At 72.3% G+C, this 17905-nt stretch carries 16 protein-coding genes and 1 riboswitch; of the genes, 7 read left to right on the forward strand and 9 right to left on the reverse strand.

Annotated features, from left to right (window positions below; all coding sequences use genetic code 11):
* Positions 1-40: 40 nt before the first annotated feature.
* Positions 41-1285 carry a cytochrome P450 gene (locus ABZ070_RS02600; protein ID WP_356629105.1) on the reverse strand — a complete coding sequence of 415 codons (1245 nt, stop codon included), beginning with the start codon at positions 1283-1285 and terminating at the stop codon, positions 41-43.
* A gap of 274 nt (positions 1286-1559) precedes the next feature.
* Between ABZ070_RS02600 and ABZ070_RS02605 the strand changes: the two genes are divergently transcribed.
* Positions 1560-2729, forward strand: a complete 1170-nt coding sequence (locus ABZ070_RS02605) for a steroid 3-ketoacyl-CoA thiolase (RefSeq protein WP_356629107.1) — start codon at positions 1560-1562, stop codon at positions 2727-2729.
* 398 nt (positions 2730-3127) lie between these two features.
* Here ABZ070_RS02605 and ABZ070_RS02610 read toward each other — a convergent pair whose 3' ends face one another.
* From ABZ070_RS02610 to ABZ070_RS02635, 6 genes are all read right to left on the reverse strand, one after another.
* A complete protein-coding gene (locus ABZ070_RS02610; protein ID WP_356629109.1) occupies positions 3128-4036 on the reverse strand; it encodes an ECF transporter S component in 909 nt (302 codons plus the stop codon).
* The gene (locus ABZ070_RS02615) at positions 4033-5793 is read right to left on the reverse strand and encodes an ATP-binding cassette domain-containing protein (protein ID WP_356629111.1); all 1761 of its coding nucleotides are present in this window, start codon (positions 5791-5793) and stop codon (positions 4033-4035) included. Before ABZ070_RS02615 ends, ABZ070_RS02610 begins: the two co-directional genes overlap by 4 nt.
* Positions 5790-7052, reverse strand: coding sequence for an energy-coupling factor transporter transmembrane protein EcfT (locus ABZ070_RS02620; RefSeq protein WP_356629113.1), 1263 nt, complete (start codon positions 7050-7052; stop codon positions 5790-5792). The genes ABZ070_RS02615 and ABZ070_RS02620 overlap by 4 nt, the downstream gene beginning before the upstream one ends.
* Positions 7053-7213: 161 nt before the next feature.
* On the reverse strand, positions 7214-7855 hold the full coding sequence (locus ABZ070_RS02625) for an SCO2322 family protein (RefSeq protein WP_356629115.1): 642 nt from the start codon (positions 7853-7855) through the stop codon (positions 7214-7216).
* Positions 7855-9093: a prenyltransferase/squalene oxidase repeat-containing protein gene (locus ABZ070_RS02630; protein ID WP_356629117.1), complete on the reverse strand. Its 1239-nt coding sequence runs from the start codon at positions 9091-9093 to the stop codon at positions 7855-7857. Before ABZ070_RS02630 ends, ABZ070_RS02625 begins: the two co-directional genes overlap by 1 nt.
* 143 nt (positions 9094-9236) lie before the next feature.
* Positions 9237-9307: riboswitch (cobalamin riboswitch) on the reverse strand.
* 67 nt (positions 9308-9374) lie between these two features.
* Positions 9375-10451, reverse strand: coding sequence for an MBL fold metallo-hydrolase (locus tag ABZ070_RS02635; protein WP_356629119.1), 1077 nt, complete (start codon positions 10449-10451; stop codon positions 9375-9377).
* An 80-nt stretch (positions 10452-10531) separates the two neighbouring features.
* Between ABZ070_RS02635 and ABZ070_RS02640 the strand changes: the two genes are divergently transcribed.
* The 3 genes from ABZ070_RS02640 (at position 10532) to ABZ070_RS02650 (ending at position 12841) form a co-directional block, all read left to right on the forward strand.
* Positions 10532-11992, forward strand: coding sequence for an aldehyde dehydrogenase (locus ABZ070_RS02640; protein ID WP_356629121.1), 1461 nt, complete (start codon positions 10532-10534; stop codon positions 11990-11992).
* Complete coding sequence (locus ABZ070_RS02645) at positions 11992-12225, forward strand: ferredoxin (protein WP_356629123.1); 234 nt, start codon at positions 11992-11994, stop codon at positions 12223-12225. Before ABZ070_RS02640 ends, ABZ070_RS02645 begins: the two co-directional genes overlap by 1 nt.
* A gap of 91 nt (positions 12226-12316) precedes the next feature.
* Positions 12317-12841 carry a hypothetical protein gene (locus ABZ070_RS02650; protein ID WP_356629125.1) on the forward strand — a complete coding sequence of 175 codons (525 nt, stop codon included), beginning with the start codon at positions 12317-12319 and terminating at the stop codon, positions 12839-12841.
* Positions 12842-12870: 29 nt separating this feature from the next.
* On the opposite strand, the gene ABZ070_RS02655 is transcribed toward ABZ070_RS02650, so the two are convergent.
* Positions 12871-13551 (reverse strand): TetR family transcriptional regulator, encoded by a 681-nt coding sequence (locus ABZ070_RS02655; protein WP_356629127.1) that lies wholly within the window; start codon positions 13549-13551, stop codon positions 12871-12873.
* 177 nt (positions 13552-13728) lie between these two features.
* Between ABZ070_RS02655 and ABZ070_RS02660 the strand changes: the two genes are divergently transcribed.
* Genes ABZ070_RS02660 through ABZ070_RS02670 form a run of 3 tightly spaced genes read left to right on the forward strand, consistent with a single transcriptional unit; the run spans position 13729 to position 16903 of the window.
* Positions 13729-15057 (forward strand): glycosyltransferase family 4 protein, encoded by a 1329-nt coding sequence (locus ABZ070_RS02660; RefSeq protein WP_356629129.1) that lies wholly within the window; start codon positions 13729-13731, stop codon positions 15055-15057.
* Positions 15058-15092: 35 nt separating this feature from the next.
* Complete coding sequence (locus tag ABZ070_RS02665) at positions 15093-15827, forward strand: methyltransferase domain-containing protein (protein WP_356629131.1); 735 nt, start codon at positions 15093-15095, stop codon at positions 15825-15827.
* Positions 15824-16903, forward strand: coding sequence for a prenyltransferase (locus ABZ070_RS02670; protein WP_356629133.1), 1080 nt, complete (start codon positions 15824-15826; stop codon positions 16901-16903). The genes ABZ070_RS02665 and ABZ070_RS02670 overlap by 4 nt, the downstream gene beginning before the upstream one ends.
* A 696-nt stretch (positions 16904-17599) precedes the next feature.
* Here the strand turns inward: ABZ070_RS02670 and ABZ070_RS02675 are convergent.
* Positions 17600-17893 (reverse strand): hypothetical protein, encoded by a 294-nt coding sequence (locus tag ABZ070_RS02675; RefSeq protein WP_356629135.1) that lies wholly within the window; start codon positions 17891-17893, stop codon positions 17600-17602.
* Between the last annotated feature and the right edge of the window lie 12 nt (positions 17894-17905).

Here is a 17905-nt window from a genome sequence, read left to right on the forward strand (position 1 = left end):
TGCCTTCCCCTTGCCGGGCGCGGCAGCGCGGTCCCACCGGTCAGTCCGTCGTGACCTGGAGCTCCTTGATGCCGTTCAGCCACGCCGAGCGGAGGCGCCGGGGGTCGCCGGCGAGGCGGAGGGTGGGGAGCGCGTCGGCGATCGCGTTGAAGATCAGGTCGATCTCCATCACCGCCAGGGACTTGCCCAGGCAGAAGTGCGGGCCGCCGCCGCCGAAGCCCAGGTGGGGGTTGGGGTCGCGGGTGATGTCGAAGCGTTCGGGGCGGTCGAAGACCGCCGGGTCGTTGTTGGCGGAGGAGTAGAAGAGGCCCACCCGGTCGCCCTTCTTGATGCGGGCGCCGCCCAGGACCACGTCCTGTGTGGCGGTGCGCTGGAAGGAGACGACCGGGGTCGCCCAGCGCACGATCTCCTCGGCCGTCGTGTCCGGCCGCAGCCGTTTGTAGAGCTCCCACTGGTCGGGGTGGGTGAGGAACGCGTGCATGCCGTGGCTGATCGCGTTGCGGGTGGTCTCGTTTCCGGCCACCGCGAGAAGGATGACGAAGAAGCCGAACTCGTCGGACGACAGGTTGCCTTCGCCCTCCGCCGCCACCAGCCGGCTGACGATGTCCTTCGCCGGGCACTCCTTGCGTGCCGCCGCGAGGTTCATCGCGTACGCGACGATCTCCATGGCGGCCTCCGCACCGACCTCCTCCGTGATCGCGTACTCGGGGTCGTCGTAGGCCGCCATCTTGTTGGACCAGTCGAAGATCTTGGCCCGGTCCTCCTGGGGGACGCCGATGAGTTCGGCGATGGCCTGGAGGGGCAGTTCGACGGCGACGTTGGTGACGAAGTCGAAGCTGCCGTCCGGTTTCGCGCCCGCCTTCGCCGTCTCGACGATCGCGCGTGCGCGGCGGCGCAGTGCCGCCTCCAGGGAGCGCACCGCGCGGGGGGTGAAGCCGCGCTGGACGATCTGGCGGACACGGGTGTGCTCGGGCGGGTCCATGTTGAGCATGATCAGCTTCTGGACCTCGATCTGGTCGCGGCTGATCGACTCGTTGAAGCGGATCACGGCCGTGTTGGTGTTCGAGGAGAAGAGCTCGGGGTGCGTGGAGACGTGCTTGACGTCCGCATGCCGGGTGACGACCCAGTAGCCCTCGTCGTCGAAGCCGGAGATGCCTGCGCGCTGTTCGCACCACCAGACAGGCGCTGTACGCCGCATCTCGGCGAACTCGGGGTGCGGGACGCGGGCTTGGAGGAGGTCGGGGTCGGTGAAGTCGAACCCTTGGGGCAGATGGGGGCAGGACATCGGCAGCTCCCGCTTCAGGTCTGATGGTCTGACGGTCCATCAGGAGTGGCCGAAAGGTAGTAACGAGTTCTACAAGAGGCAAGGCATCCGGTCGGAACTGTTGCGAGCCAGGGCTGCAGCAAGAGGCGTGCAAGACCCTTGCGTACCGGCGGTAGCACTCATAAGACTTCTCGAGGAACTAGAACGCGTACCAGTTCCATGTTTCTCGATTTTCGAGAGTTCGGCCCGGAAGGGCGCCGGGACGCCCGAACGGCCGCGAGGAGAGGACGAGCTCATGGCCGCGGAACCCGTCATCGTCGAAGCCGTACGCACTCCCATCGGCAAGCGGGGAGGACTCCTCGCCAACCTCCACCCCGCCTACCTGCTCGGCGAGACCTACCGTGAACTCCTCGGCCGCACCGGCATCCACGCCGACTGTGTCGAGCAGATCGTCGGAGGCACGGTCACACACGCCGGCGAGCAGTCCATGAACCCCGCCCGCACCGCCTGGCTGACCGTGGGGCTGCCGTACGAGACGGCGGCCACGACCGTCGACTGCCAGTGCGGCTCCTCGCAGCAGGCAAGCCATATGGTCGCCAACATGATCTCGGGCGGCGTCATCGACATCGGCATCAGCTGCGGCGTCGAGGCCATGTCCCGGGTGCCGCTCGGCAGCGGCTCCAAGCACGGGCCGGGCAAGCCGTTCCCCGACGAGTGGAACGTCGACCTGCCCAACCAGTTCGAGGCCGCCGAGCGCATCGCGCGGCGCCGCGGCCTGACACGGGAGGACGTCGACAGGCTCGGACTGCTGTCCCAGCAGCGAGCGGCGACGGCGTGGAGCGAGGAACGCTTCAAACGCGAGACGTACGCCGTGCAGGTGCCGACGACGGAGGAGGAACAGGCGGCGGGGCAGGGCATGTGGCGGCTCGTGGACCGGGACGAGGGACTGCGCGACACGTCGGCAGAGGCGCTGGCGGGTCTGAAACCGGTCATGCCGACCGCGGTGCACACGGCCGGGAACTCCTCGCAGATCTCCGACGGGGCCGCCGCCGTCATGTGGGCGTCCAAACGCATGGCGCGGGCGCTCAAGCTGAAGCCGCGCGCCCGGATCGTCGCGCAGGCGCTCGTCGGCGCCGATCCGCACTTCCACCTCGACGGCCCGATCGACGCGACGCGGGCGGTGCTGGGCAGGGCCGGCATGTCGCTCAAGGACATCGACATCGTGGAGGTCAACGAGGCGTTCGCGTCCGTGGTGCTGAGCTGGGCGCAGGTCTTCGACCAGGACCTCGAGAAGGTCAATGTCAACGGCGGCGGGATAGCACTCGGGCACCCGGTCGGTGCGACGGGTGCCCGGCTCATCACGACGGCGCTCCATGAGCTGGAGCGCAGGGACAAGGAGTTCGCGCTGATCACCATGTGCGCGGGCGGCGCGCAGGCGACCGGCACGATCATCCAGCGGATCTGAGGCCCATCGCCCTGGGAGAGGCCGGTCGGTATCAGCCCTGGCCCTGGCAGGGGGAGGTGGTCCGGGCCCCGCTCGACCTGGTGGCCGGGTCGGCCCTCCTGTCGGCGCCGGCGCCGGGCATGCCGGAACCCCGGGGGGGGGGAGGGGGTTCCGGCCGCCGGGTGGGGCGCTGCCGCCCCGTCAGGAGCACGGCGTTGCGCCTTGCGACCGGACCAGTGTGAGCGGCGCACCGGACACGGTGCAACGCCCCCGACTACTAGTCGCTCTCGCACCGGGGGCGATCTGCCCAAGGCTTGACGGCCGCGAAGTCCGCAGGTCATGGCCGTGTGGGCGGTCGCCGTCCCCCTCGTAACGTCTACTAAAGGACCTCGTACGGGTCGAAGGGCATGTGGGGCGCCTCACGGGCGCGAGGCCCCCGGCGGTGCCTCGAATGTGACCTGCGCCTCGAAGGCGGCCCGCCGGGTCGCCCGACGCAGCGCCTTGAGGAGCGTCGCGCCGAGCGTGAGCGTCAGCACGACGGTGAGGACCGCTCGGCCGAGGTCCCAGCCGAGGGAGGTGGCGGCACAGAAGGCGACGAACCGCACCAGGTTCTCGTGGAGCGGGTCGCCGGCGTGGAACGAGATCCCGGACGACATGCCGGTGATGAGAGTCCAGCCGTGGAGGTTCATGACCGTGCCGTACGCGAACGCCGCGAGCGCCCCGTACCCGGCGAGCATCAGCAGCTCCGTCCTGCCCCGGAGCCGGTGCGGCCCCGGCAGGAGACCCGCGCCCATCGTGAACCAGCCCATGGCCAGCATCTGGAACGGCATCCACGGGCCGACGCCGCCCGTCAGCAGCGCCGACGCGAACATCGTCACCGAGCCGAGCACAAAACCGAAGCCCGGCCCGAGGACGCGGCCGCTCAGCACCATCAGGAAGAACATGGGCTCCAGGCCTGCCGTCCCCGCCCCCAGCGGTCTGAGCGCCGCCCCCACCGCGGCGAGCACGCCCAGCATCGCCACCGCCTTGGCGTCCATGCCGGTGTCGGCGATCGTCGCGACGACGACGGCGACGAGAAGGGGGAGCAGCGCGCCGAACAACCACGGTGCGTCACCGGAGTGCGCGAGGCCGGACTGCGGTTCGGCCAGCAGCGGCCAGCCGAAGAACACCACCCCCACGCCGCTGATCAGGACGAGGGCGGCGACGGAACGGGGGCCGAGACGGACAGGACGGGCCGCGTTGCGGCCGGGGGCGTTCTTCACCGGGCTGTTCTTCACCGGGCTGTTCTTCGCCGGGCTGTTCTTCGCCGGGCGGGCTGCGTTCCTCATGGGGCTGCCTCCACGGCGGCCTCGACCTGGGAGACCGTAAGCCACTGTTGCGGCGCGAGGACCTTGGCGACCTGTGGCGCGAACGCGGGCGACGAGACCACGACCTCGGCCGTCGGCCCGTCGGCGACGACCTCGCCGTCGGCCAGGATCACCACCCGGTGCGCGAGCTCGGCCGCGAGCTCCACGTCGTGCGTGGCCAGGACGATGGCGTGCCCGTCCCCGGCGAGGCCGTGGAGCACCTCCACCAGCCTGGCCTTCGCCGCGTAGTCGAGGCCCCGGGTCGGCTCGTCGAGCAGCAGGAGCGGCGGCCGGCCCGTCAGGACGATCGCCAGCGCGAGCGCGAGGCGCTGGCCTTCGGACAGGTCGCGGGGGTGGGTCGCGTCCTGAACGCCGGGGAGGAGCCGTGCGACCAGCGCCCGGCAGGTCCCGGGCGCGGCCTGCGCGTCGGCATCGGCAGCAGCGCACTCGGCGGCGACGGTGTCGGCGTAGAGGAGGTCGCGGGGCTCCTGCGGGACGAGGCCGACCTGGCGGACCATCTCGCGAGGCTGTGTGCGGTGGGGTGTCCGGCCGCCCACGGTGACCGTGCCGGTCGTGGGCTCGATCATGCCGACGAGGGTACCGAGGAGCGTGGACTTCCCCGCGCCGTTACGGCCCATGAGCGCGACGGTCTCGCCGGCGGCGACGGTGAGACCGACGCCCCGGAGGGCGTCGACACCGGCTCGCCGGACCCCGAGGCGGGTGGTGGTGGCCGTGTCGGGGGACGTGGCGGAGGGGGTGGCCGTGACGGTCGCGGGGGCGTGGCCGCGAAGGCGGGCGAGCATGCGGCGGGCGGGGCCGCCGCGCGGGGCCGTTCCCTTGCCCGCCACACTGTCCGCGACGGCCGGACGGGCCGGCGGCATCGGTCCCGTCGGCATCCGAGGCGCGGGCGTACCGGGCAGGACACCCTCCAGTCGCTCCCGCAGCGCCCCCGCGCGCCGCCGGGCGTCCCGTACCGACAGGGGGACCGGCGTCCACCCCGCCAGCCGGGCCAGCGCCACCACCGGCGGGTGGACCGGTGAGTCGGACATCACGGTGGCCGGATCGCCGACCACGGGACGCGCGCCGCGCGCGGGCAGGAGCACGACCCGGTCCGCGTACTGCACGACCCGCTCCAGGCGGTGCTCCGCCATCAGCACCGTCGTGCCCAGGTCGTGGACGAGGCGCTGCAGCACCGCCAGGACCTCCTCCGCCGCGGACGGGTCCAGCGCCGAGGTGGGCTCGTCGAGGACGAGGACCTTCGGGTGCGGGGTCAGTACGGAGCCGATCGCGACACGCTGCTGCTGGCCCCCGGACAGGGTCGCGAGCGGCCGGTCGCGCAGGTCCGCCAGGCCCAGCAGGTCCAGCGTCTCCTCCACCCGCCGGCGCATCACCTCGGGCGCGAGCCCCAAGGACTCCATGCCGTAGGCCAGTTCGTCCTCGACGGTGTCGGTGACGAAGTGCGCGAGCGGGTCCTGGCCCACCGTGCCGACAAAGTCCGCCAGTTCACGCGGCTTGTGCGTGCGTGTGTCACGCCCGTCCACGGTGACGCGGCCGCGGAGTGTGCCGCCCGTGAAGTGCGGGACGAGCCCGGACACCGCGCCCAGCAGTGTCGACTTGCCGACTCCGGAGGGGCCGACGAGCAGCACCAGTTCCCCTTCGGGGACGGTGAGGTCGATGTTCTCCAGCGTCGGCGCGGCGGCGTCGCCGTACGTCACGGAGACGTTCTCGAAGCGGATCACGGGGTCGACTCCTCATGAGGAACAGGACGAGGAACAGGCCGAGGAACGGGCGCGACGAACGCCGGAAGCAGCCCGATCAGCACGGACAGCGCGGGCCACAGCGGCAGCGCGGGCGCCGTCAGCGGTACGACGCCGGGGTGCAGCGCCTCCGGCGAGTGCGCCGCCGCCCCGACCATGAAGGCGGCGACGGCCGCTCCCGAGCCGGCCACCAGCCAGGCGCGAGCACCCCAGCGGTCCGGGCGGTACCGGGTGCGGACGGAACGCCTGCCGCCCAGCCACAGGCCCCCGGCCGCCGCGGTCAGCCCGACCGCGAGCAGCGGCACCCCGTAGACCGAACCGGTCGAATCGAGCAACCCGTACGAACCGATGCAAACGCCCAGCAGCCCGCCCAGCGTGAGCACGGTTGTCGTGCGGCGTACGGCGGGCGGGACGTCGGCGGTTCGCCCGTATCCGCGGGCGTCCATGGACGCGGCGACCGCGACCGACCGCTCCAACGCGCCTTCCAGGACCGGCAGTCCGATCTGGGCCACCGCCTTGACACCGCCGGTGGGGCGGCCGCGCAGCCGGCGGGCCGTACGGAGCCTGAGCACGTCCGCGACCATGTTCGGCGCGAACGTCATGGCGACGACGACGGCGACGCCCGCCTCGTACAGCGCGCCGGGCAGCGACTTGAGGAGCCGCGCCGGGTTGGCGAGCGCGTTGGCGGCGCCGACGCAGATGAGGAGCGTCGCGAGCCTCGCGCCGTCGTACACCGCGAACACGAGCTGCTCGGCGAAGACGCGTCCGCCGATGCGTATACCGTCCGCCCAGTCGGGCATGGGCACTTCGGGGAGGGCGAAGAGGACGTGCGTACCGGCGATGGGGGAGCCGAGGGCGACGGAGAACACGACGCGCACGGCGATGACGACGAGCCCGAGCTTCACGAACGCGCCGTAGGAGCGGGCCCAGGGCGCGTCGGCGCGGCGCGCGGCGACGACGTAGCCGGCGACGCCGACGAGCAGCCCGAGGAGGAGGGGATTGGTGGTTCGGGACGCGGCGACGGCGAGGCCGAGGGCCCACAGCCACCACGCGCCGGCGTGAAGGGCGTTGCTGCGGGTGGCGGTGGGCGCGCGGAGCGCGCCGAGGGGGTCGCGGCGGTGCGGTGCGGGGCCGCTGCGCGGAGCTGTTCCCCTGCCCGCCCCTTCCCGAACCGGGCTCCCCCCGGAGCCGCTACGGCGCTCGGCGTGGTGCTCGGGGGGTCCTCCTCCGCTTGGCGGCACGGGAGAACTCTCACCGGACAGCCGCGCCGGGGCTTGATGCGCCCGTTGGTTGCCGGCAGGGTCCGGTGCGCCGGGCACCGACGAGGCCGGCTTGTCCGGAGGCATCGGTACCGCCCGGTCGGCCTGCTCGTGCACCGCCCGGCCGGACCGGTCGTGCCGGGTCATCGGGGCCGGCGGCGGGCCTGCCACATTGCCGCCGCGCCCAGTGCCAGTACCGCCGCGATGCCCGCGAACACGCCCACGGACGGGCCGCCGTCGTCCTTGGTCCCCGCCCCTTCGGCGCTCCTGGCCTTGGGCGCGCTCTTCGTGACCTGCTCGCCGCAGCCCGACTTCGGGTAGCCCTCGATCGCGCACAGCAGCGCCTGGCTGTTGTAGCGCAGGGGCTTCGCCGTCCGGGCGAGTGCCTCCGCCGTCGTCGCGTCGGGAGCGACCTGCGCGCATGCCGTGCGCTGGGCGGGCGGCGTCTCGCCCTGCGGGGCGTCGGACGCCGTGCCCGGGTCGACGACGAGTGCGATCCGCTTCGTACCGTCCTTCGCCGCAGTCTTCGCGCAGATCGCGTCGAAGTCCGGTGCCGTACGCGGCTTCGCCGAGTCGGCGCTGTCCTCGCTGACCGAGAAGCGGAAGCCGTTCACGGACCCGTCGGCGGGCCTGGCCGTGGCAGGGCCCTCGGTGGCGTACGTCCAGGAGCCGCCGCTGCTCTGCCAGTACGACCAGTAGCGGTAGCCGGCGGCTTGCACGGGCGCCGCGCCCAGCACGGTGAGCAGGGCGCCGAGCCCGAGGAGGACGAGGAAGCGGGTGCGCATCAGTTCTGGTTCTTCCGGCGGCCGCTGAACAGGAAGCCGACACCGACGGCGGCCACGAAGAACACGCCCACGATCCACCAGGTCGTGGAGGAGGAGTCGGAGGACTTCTCCTCCCGGGCGTCGGCACTGTCCGCCGGGCCGGGGGACGCGGCCGCCTTCGGCGCCGGGCCCGTCGCGCCCAGTGCGGCCACGAGGTCCGTGCCGCCGAACTGTTTCGGGTCCGCGCCGGTCGCCCGCGCGGCGAAGATCAGCTGGGCATAGGCGGCGGGGCCGTTCTCCTTCGCCCACCGGGACGCATTCTGCTGCAGCCACTCGAGCGGCTGCGCCACCTGCCCGGGCAGGCCCTGCGCCGACAGGGCGACGACCGCGTCGGCGGTGTTGCCGAAGTCCGGCTTGGGGGCGGAGTCGTCCGCGCCCGGCATCGGCGGGGTGTCGAAGTGGCCCTTCTTCGCGAGCCCGTTCGCGAGGAACGCCGCGCCGTTGTGCGCCGCGCCCTCGAGCGTCGTCGCCTTCTCGCAGGCCGTGCCCTTCTCGTCCTTCTTCGCGCCGTCCCCGGTGGCCGCGAAGCCCTTGCCGTGCGAGGCGAGCACGACCGCCGCGGTGGAGTCGGCGACCATGCCGGGCGACTTGACCTGGTAGACGAACGCGCCGCCGTCCTTGACCCCGCACGGCTTCGCGAACGTCAGCAGCGCGTCGTAAGGGGACTTGCCGCCCTTGGAGCGGGCGTCGGCCGGCTTCTCGCCGGCCGCGGCGAGCGCGCCGATCACAACGGATGTGGAGTTGGCGTCACTGGCGCCGCCCGGGTTGTAGCCCCAGCCGCCGTCCTCGTTCTGCACGGACTTCAGCCAGCCGACGGTCTTCTTCACGACGGCGTCCTGCCCGCCGAGCGCGGCCAGCGCCTGGACGGCGGCGGCGCTCGCGTTGGTGTCCAGCGGCAACTTGGCGTCGCAGTCCTTCGTCGCGTCGGCGCGGTACGAGGGGAAGCCGCCGCTCGCGCACTGCTGCCCGGTGAGGAAGCCGACGGCCTCGTCAGCGGGTTCGACGCCGACGGTGTCCTGGGCGAGCAGCGCCAGCGACTGCCGCCAGACACCGTCGTACGTCGGGTCGCCCTTGCCGTACAGGCCGGCGGGCAGCTCGGCGGCCGGTGACGGGGACGGCGCCGCGAAGGCGGGCGCGGCGGACAGGCCGAGCACGGCGGACACGACGAGCGCGGCTGCGCCGCGGCGAAGGGTGGTCATGGCGGGCTGTGCCTCTCCTGCGGTAATCCCGGCGGGATCCGGGCACGGGCACGCTCAGGCACCTGGGCTCCGGCTCCGTATGCCTCGACGGTGCCGGTCACCGGCGGGCTGCCGGTGACACGAGCCGGTCACGACCGCGCACGGGGCATTCCGACTCACCGCACGACGGCGGCTCACGGTTGCGGGTCAGTGCCGGATTTGCACCGGCTTCCCCCCGTACGGGCAATGATGACGACGTCGCCACTCTACCGGCCGGTCACCGGCGGGCGGCGGGGCGCAGGTCACACCGCCACGTACCGGGCCGGGTCCCCGCCCGCGGCCACCTCGGCACGGCCGAGCTTCACCAGCCGCCGCAGATGGGCCTCGGCCTCGGAGACGGCGATGTTGCGCGAGCCGTACGGGATCCGGTCCCAGGGTCTGTTCCACTCCATCCGCTCGGCGACCTGCCAGGCCGTGAGTGGTTCCGCGAGCAGCGTCAGCAGTCCGGTCAGCCGCTGTTCGTGGTGGGCGAGCAGTTCCCGTACCCGGTCTCCGGCGCCGGTGAAGACGTGCTGGTGGGCGGGGAGGACCTCGGCGGGGGCGAGGCGGCCGACGCGTTCCAGGGAGTCGAGGTAGTCGCCGAGCGGGTCGGTGACGGCGGCGTCGTCGGGATCCTCGTAGAGGCCGATGTGGGGAGTGATCCCGGGCAGGAGGTGGTCGCCGGAGAAGAGGCGGCCGTTGCCGGGGCGGCCCGCCGGGTGGGCCTCCTCCAGGTGGAGGCAGACGTGGCCGGGGGTGTGGCCGGGCGTCCAGACGGCCCGCAGCCGACGGCCCGCGAGGTCGAGCAGCTCGCCGGGGACGATCTCCCGGTCGGGCAGCGCGGGGCGCAGACCGGGCAGGCCGCCACCGCCGCCGGAGGCGCGTGCGGCGCGCAGCGGGGCGATGTGCGCTTCGGGCGCCCCGGCGCGCTCGAGTTTGCCCGCGAGGTAGTCGAGCCACAGCCCCGGCTCCGCCTCACGGGTACGGCGCACGACCGTGGCGTCGGCGGCGTGCATCGCGATCCACGCCCCGGACTCCTCACGGACGCGGCCCGACAGGCCGTGGTGGTCCGGGTGGTGGTGGGTGACGACGACGCCGTGGATCTGCGCGGCCGACGTGCCGCAGGCCGCCAGTCCGGCCGTGAGGGTCTCCCAGGAGGTGGGGTCGTCCCAGCCGGTGTCGACGAGCACCGGCCCGCGGTCGGTGTCCAGGAGGTACACGAGGGTGTGTCCGAGCGGGTTGTCCGGGATCGGGACGCGCAGGGAGCGGACGCCACCGCCGTGGTCGGTCACGCGCGGAGCCGAGAGACCGTCCGGAGCCTCGTCTGTCGTCGACGGCATGCCCATTGCCCCCTGTAACTAGAACTGATATCAGTTCTGAAACTGTGTCAGATAGTGCGGCCCGGCGGGAGGCAGCAGTCATGACCGAGCTTGTGGAACACGGAGAACTGTTCATCGGCGGCGAGCTGACGGCCCCCCTCGGCACGGACGTCATCGAGGTGATCTCCCCGCACAGCGAGCAGGTCATCGGACGCGTGCCGCACGCCTCGCGCGCCGACGTGGACCGGGCGGTGGCCGCGGCACGCCGGGCCTTCGACGAAGGGCCCTGGCCCCGGACGACGCTCCACGAGCGCATCGAGGTCGTCGGGCGGATCAAGGACGCGATCGCGGTACGGCACGAGGAGATCGCCCGGTCCATCAGCGCGCAGAACGGGTCCCCGTACTCGTGGAGCGTCCTCGCGCAGGCGCTCGGCGCGATGATGGTGTGGGACTCCGCGATCGCCGTCGCCCGGGACTTCACCTACGAGGAGCAGCGCACCGGCGTCCTCGGCCCCATCCTGGTGCGGCGCGAGCCGGCCGGTGTCGTCGCGGCCGTCGTGCCGTGGAACGTCCCGCAGTTCACCGCCGCCGCCAAGCTCGGGCCCGCGCTGCTCGCCGGATGCACCGCGATCCTCAAGCCGTCGCCCGAGTCGCCCCTGGACGCCTACATCCTCGGCGAGATCGCGCGGGAGGCCGGCCTGCCGGAGGGGGTGCTGTCGATACTGCCCGCGGACCGCGAGACCAGCGAGTACCTGGTCGGGCATCCCGGCGTCGACAAGATCTCCTTCACCGGCTCGGTCGCGGCCGGCAAGAGGGTCATGGAGGTCGCCGCCCGGAATCTCACCCGGGTGACGCTGGAGCTCGGCGGCAAGTCGGCGGCCGTGATCCTTCCCGACGCCGACCTCGCCACCGCGGTCGCCGGCATCGTCCCGGCCGCCTGGATGAACAACGGCCAGGCCTGCGTGGCGCAGACCCGTATCCTCGCGCCACGCAGCCGCTACGACGAGATCGCGGAGGCCTTCGCCGCCGCGGCGTCCGCGCTTGTGGTCGGCGACCCCCTCGACGCGGCGACCCAGGTCGGTCCGCTCGTCGCCCGGCGCCAGCAGCAACGCTCCCTGGACTACATCGGCATCGGCCAGGAAGAGGGCGCCAAGGTCCTGTGCGGGGGCGGCCGCCCGGCCGGCCTCGAACGCGGCTGGTACGTCGAACCGACCCTCTTCGGCGGCGTCGACAACTCCATGCGCATCGCCCGCGAGGAGATCTTCGGCCCGGTGATCTGCCTGCTGCCCTACGGCGACGAGGCCGAGGCCGCCGCGATCGCGAACGATTCCGACTACGGCCTCAGCGGCAGCGTCTGGACCGCCGACGTCGAGCACGGCATCGACTTCGCACGCCGCGTGCGGACGGGCACGTACAACGTCAACACCTTCAGCCTCGACATGCTCGGCCCGTTCGGCGGCTACAAGAACAGCGGCGTGGGCCGCGAGTTCGGCCCCGAGGGGTACGGCGCGTACTTCGAGCACAAGATGATCCACCTGCCCACCGGATACGGGAGCGCCTGATGGGAGACCGCTGGCACATCGAAGTGGACCGCAGCGTGTGCATCGGCTCCGGCATGTGCGTGGGTCAGGCACCGACCGCCTTCGAGCTCGACTCCGCCCGCCAGTCGCACGCCCGCGCGGACGTGGCCGACGCAGGCGAGCAGCTCCTCGCGGCGGCGGAGAACTGCCCGGTCGAGGCGATCACGCTGACTCTGGCGGACAGCGGCGAACCGGTTTTCCCACCAGAGGATTAGCTGTCGCGAATGCCGCACGCAACTCCCGTGCAAGACTGCTCCCTTGACCGCGCGGGCGACGGGCCCGCGCGCACGCGGGATTGGGAAATCTGTGCGCAAGGCGAGTTGGGCGGCTGCGGCTGCCGGTGTGGTGCTGCTGGTGGCCGGCTGCGGCGGCGAGGGCGGCTCGGACGAGGGCAAGGGCGGCTCGGACGGATCGTCCTCCGCCGCGCCCGCGGAGGCCGGCGGCAGCCTGGACGCCGCGACCGTCACCAAGGAGATCGAGGACGCGGCAACGGCGGCCGGCTTCACCGAGAAGCCGGACGACGACGACATCCCGCCGGCCCTCAAGGACTGCATGATCTCCTGGCAGCCGGACGCGGAGAAGGCCGCCGACTCCAAGAAGTCCTACGACGACACGGTCGCCACCCTCACCAAGGGCGGCTGGAAGGAGTCACAGGACTTCGAACAGCAGGGCTCGACCATCAAGTCGCTGGACAAGAACGGCTGGACGCTGAAGGCGAGCCACCAGGGCCAGAAGGACACCTTCGTGCTGGTCCAGTTCATCGCGACCGACAACGGTCCCGCGTGCGAGAAGCTCTTCCGCGAGGACCTCGAGAAGAACAAGGATTCCTAGGGTCTTTCGTTCGGATCCCGCTCGCGCCCTCAGGTCCGTGGCCGGCCGCGCCGCTTCTGCTGTGCGGCCGGAGCCTGTGGGGCCTGTGGGGCCTGTGGGGCCGTCAGGTCGATCAGACGGCAGACCGTCTCGATGTCGATCTTCACCTGCGCGATCGACGCCCGCCCCGACAGCCAGGTGATCAGCGCCGAGTGCCAGGTGTGCTCGATGACCCGGACCGCGGAGAGCTGCTCGGGGGTCGGGTTCTCGAGCCCCATCGCGTCCAGGATGATCGCCGTCGTCTGCCGCGAGACGGTGTCCACTTCGGGGCTGACGCTGCGGTCCGCGAAGGTCAGCGCCCGCACCATCGCGTCCGCCAGATGCGGTTCGCGCTGCAGCGCACGGAACGCCCGCATCAGTGTCTCCGCCACCCGCTCCGCCGCGCTGTCCCCGCCCGGCGGGCGTTTACGCAGCGTCTGGTGCATGTGCTGGAGCTGGTCCTGCATGGTCGCCACCAGCAGATGGATCTTGGAGGGGAAGTAGCGGTACAGCGTGCCGAGCGCGACGCTCGAGGATTCGGCGACCTCGCGCATCTGCACCGCGTCGAAACCGCCCCGGCTCGCCAGCTGCGCGCTCGCGTGAAGGATGCGGCGGCGGCGCGCCTCCTGCCGCTCGGTGAGAGGCGGCGACGCGGGGCCCGCCACTGCCGCCGACCTGCCTTCCGCTGTCATCAGTCCCGTTGTCCGTCCTTCACGTGCCCGCCGTGGCGGGAATCACCTGATCCGCCGGTCACAGTTGCGCTACCGCCCGGTAGATTCGAAGCTCCTTGAACGATCAAGTCTGAAACTTGTTCTAGATTAGCGCGACCGATTACGCTCCGCCGAAACGCAGTGAGAAGGGGGCCCCGGGTGACCGCAGAGGCCATAGAGGCCGGCCCCCGTGCGGGCACGTCCGGCATGACCGCCGACGGCGGTGACGCACCGCTGCGGATCGCTCTCCTCACGTACAAAGGGAACCCGTTCTGCGGCGGTCAGGGCGTTTACGTACGGCACCTGTCCCGTGAGCTCGCCCGCCTCGGCCACCGCGTAGAGGTGATCGGCGCGCAGCCCTACCCCGTCCTCGACGAGGGCGTGCCGCTCACCGAGCTGGCCAGCCTCGACCTGTACCGCAGCCCCGACCCTTTCCGTACGCCGGGGCGTGACGAGTACCGCGACTGGATAGACGCCGTCGAGGTCGCCACCATGTGGACCGGCGGCTTCCCCGAGCCGCTCACCTTCTCCCTGCGCGCCCGCCGCCACCTGCTGGCCCGCCGCGGTGAGTTCGATGTCGTCCACGACAACCAGACCCTCGGCTACGGGCTCCTCGGCGACCTCGGCGCTCCCCTCGTCACCACCATCCACCACCCGATCACCGTCGACCGGCAGCTGGACCTCGACGCCGCCGGCGACTGGAAGCGCCGGGCCTCCGTGCGCCGGTGGTACGGCTTCACCCGCATGCAGAAGCGGGTCGCCCGCCGGCTGCCGTCCGTGCTCACCGTGTCCGGCTCCTCGCAGCAGGAGATCGTCGACCACCTCGGCGTACGGCGCGAGCGCGTCCACGTCGTCCACATCGGCGCGGACACCGACCTGTTCTCGCCGGATCCGGCGGTCGCCGAGGTCCCCGGCCGGATCGTCACCACCTCCAGCGCCGACGTCCCGCTCAAGGGCCTCGTTTACCTCGTGGAAGCGCTAGCCAAACTGCGCACCGAGAACCCGGACGCCCACCTCGTCGTCGTCGGCAAGCGCGCGGAGGACGGCCCCGTGGCCCAGCTCATCGAGCGGTACGGGCTCAAGGACGCGGTCCGGTTCGTGAAGGGCATCACCGACTCCGAACTCGTCGACCTCGTGCGCAGCGCCGAGATCGCCTGCGTGCCCTCCCTGTACGAGGGGTTCTCGCTGCCCGCCGCCGAGGCCATGGCCACCGGCACGCCGCTGGTCGCCACCACCGGCGGCGCGATCCCCGAGGTCGCGGGCCCGGACGGCGAGACCTGTCTCGCCGTACCTCCCGGCGACGCGGAGGCCCTCGCCGCCGCCCTGCGCCGGCTCCTCGGCGACCCGGACCTGCGGGCCAGGCTGGGGGCCGCGGGCCGGGCGCGGGTGCTGGCGCGCTTCACCTGGAAGCAGGCCGCGATCGGCACGGCCGAGCGCTACCGCGAGGCGATCGCCGCGGCTACCGCCGCCCCCGTACGCACCCACTGACCCCCAACGCACAGCCCCCAGGAAGGCAGACCCCCGTGCTGACCGTCGACTTCTCCCGCTTTCCGCTCGCCCCGGGCGATCGTGTGCTCGATCTGGGCTGTGGCGCAGGCCGGCACGCCTTCGAGTGCTACCGGCGCGGCGCGCAGGTCGTGGCCCTGGATCAGAACGGCGAGGAGATCCGCGAGGTCGCCAAGTGGTTCGCCGCCATGAAGGAGGCGGGCGAGGCCCCCGAGGGCGCGTCGGCCACCGCGATGGAGGGCGACGCGCTCAATCTGCCCTTCCCCGACGAGTCGTTCGACGTCGTCATCATCTCCGAGGTGATGGAGCACATCCCCGACGACAAGGGCGTGCTCGCGGAGATGGTCCGCGTCCTCAAGCCCGGCGGCCGTATCGCCGTCACCGTGCCGCGCTACGGCCCCGAGAAGATCTGCTGGGCGCTCAGCGACGCCTACCACGAGGTCGAGGGCGGCCACATCCGCATCTACCGGGCCGACGAACTGCTCGCCAAGATGAAGCAGGCGGGCCTCAAGCCGTACGGCACCCACCACGCGCACGCCCTGCACTCGCCGTACTGGTGGCTCAAGTGTGCCTTCGGCGTGGACAACGACAAGGCGCTGCCGGTGAAGGCGTACCACAAGCTCCTCGTCTGGGACATCATGAAGAAGCCGCTGGCCACACGGGTCACGGAACGGGCGCTGAACCCGCTCATCGGCAAGAGCTTCGTGGCCTACGCGACCAAGCCGCACCTGCCCAAGGTCGTCCAGGCGTGACGACTCCCGGACGCACAGAACACCTTGTCCTGCCCGGGGTCCTGAGCGCCGAGGAGGCCGGGGAGACCGTCGCGGGCATCCTCGCCGCGCAGCGCCCCGACGGCGCGATCCCGTGGTTCCGGGGCCACCACCTCGACCCGTGGGACCACACCGAGGCAGCGATGGCGCTCGACGCGGCGGGTGAGCACGAGGCGGCGGCACGCGCGTACGAGTGGCTGGCCGCCCACCAGAACGGCGACGGCTCCTGGTACGCCGCCTACCACGACGGCGACGCGGATGACGTGACCGACCGTGGCCGCGAGACCAACTTCTGCGCCTACATCGCAGTCGGCGTCTGGCACCACCATCTCGCCACCGGCGACGAGGTCTTCCTCGAGCGGATGTGGCCGGTCGTGTACGCCGCGATCGAGTTCGTACTGGGGCTGCAACAGCCCGGCGGCCAGATCGGCTGGAAGCGCGAGACGGACGGGACAGCGGTGAACGACGCGCTGCTGACGGGCAGTTCGTCGATCCACCACGCGCTGCGCTGCGCGCTCGCCATCGCCGAGCAACGCGAGGAGCCCCAGCCCGACTGGGAACTCGCGGCCGGTGCACTGGCCCACGCCATCCGCGCTCACCCCGAGCGTTTCCTCGACAAGGACCGCTACTCCATGGACTGGTACTACCCGGTCCTGGGCGGCGCCGTGACCGGCGTCGAGGCCAAGGCCCGTATCGAGTCCCGCTGGGAGGACTTCGTGGTGCCGGGCCTGGGCGTGCGGTGCGTGCTGCCGAACCCGTGGGTGACGGGCGGCGAGAGCTGCGAACTGGCGCTCGCCCTCTGGGCCATGGGCGAGTCCGACCGGGCGCTGGAGATCCTCCAGTCCATCCAGCACCTTCGCGCGGAGGGCGGCCTGTACTGGACGGGCTACGTCTTCGAGGGCGAGCGCGCGGTGTGGCCGGAGGAACTGACGACGTGGACGGCGGGATCGCTGCTGCTGGCGGTGGCGGCCCTGGGGGGCGACGAGGCGACGACGGCGGTGTTCGGGGGCGAGCGCCTGCCGAAGGGGCTGGCACCGGACTGCTGCGGGGTGGAGTGAGGGGGAGTGGGATCGCGCCCTGCGGGGTTGTTCCCCTACCCTCTACCCTCCCCTGCGGCCTGACGGCCATGGGGCACCCCCACTTCCCGCTGTACCGCTGGGCGGCTCCGCCGCATGGCGGGCAAGCCCCGGCCCCGGGCACCGCGCTCCGCGCGGTGTCCGCAGGCTCCCCCTACGGCCTGCGGCCGTGGGCGGAAGTACCTCCCACACCGCCAGGCGTAGGGCGGTGCCCCAGACGCGCTGAACTGCCGCTCCGAGGCATCCAGCCCCACGGGCGGACCGCCTCAAGCCCCGTCCTCCAGGACGGAATTCGGGACGGCGCCCCCGACGAGCGTGCCCGGCTCCGCCGGCCGGGGGCACGTTCAAGCCTCGTCGGCGCCCCCGGCGCGGGGGTTCGGGGCGGTGCCCCGTTACGTGACGGGCAGGTTCCCGCCCGGCCAGCGACCGGGGGCACATTCACAACTCGTCGGCGCCCGCCGCGCGGGATTGGGAGCGGCGCCCCGACCGGAGGGCCAACTCCGGCCCGCTGGGGGACTCCCCCTATGCCTGGCGGCGTAGGAAGCCCCCACCCGCGGCCGCAGGCTGTAGGGGAGTCAGGGGTGCGGGTTCGGGCGGCGCCCCGACGAGATGGGCAGGTTCCGGCCTCGCCGGAGGCCCCGGCGCCGGGCGCCCGGGATGCGCCGCGCTGCGCGCGGGCTAGCGGCGGCGCAGCGCGCCCGCCGCCGCGTGGCCCACGAAGAGGTACACGATCGCCGCCAGGCCGTAGCCCGCGACCACCCGCGCCCATTCCTTGTCGAAGGTGAACAGGTCGTGTGACCAGCCGGCCAGCCACCGTGCGGTCTCGCGGACGAATTCCACGAGGTCGTTCGCACGGTTGGCGTCCAGCAGGTACATGAGGATCCACAGGCCGATGACGAAGGCCATGACGTCCGCGATGACGGCGACGATTCTCGCCGCGGTAGTGGTGTTGGTGCTCGCGCGTGTTGTCATGCTCAGCGTCTT

Origin of the sequence: Streptomyces sp. NPDC006283, from assembly GCF_040613325.1 — a bacterium.
Lineage (GTDB): Bacteria > Actinomycetota > Actinomycetes > Streptomycetales > Streptomycetaceae > Streptomyces.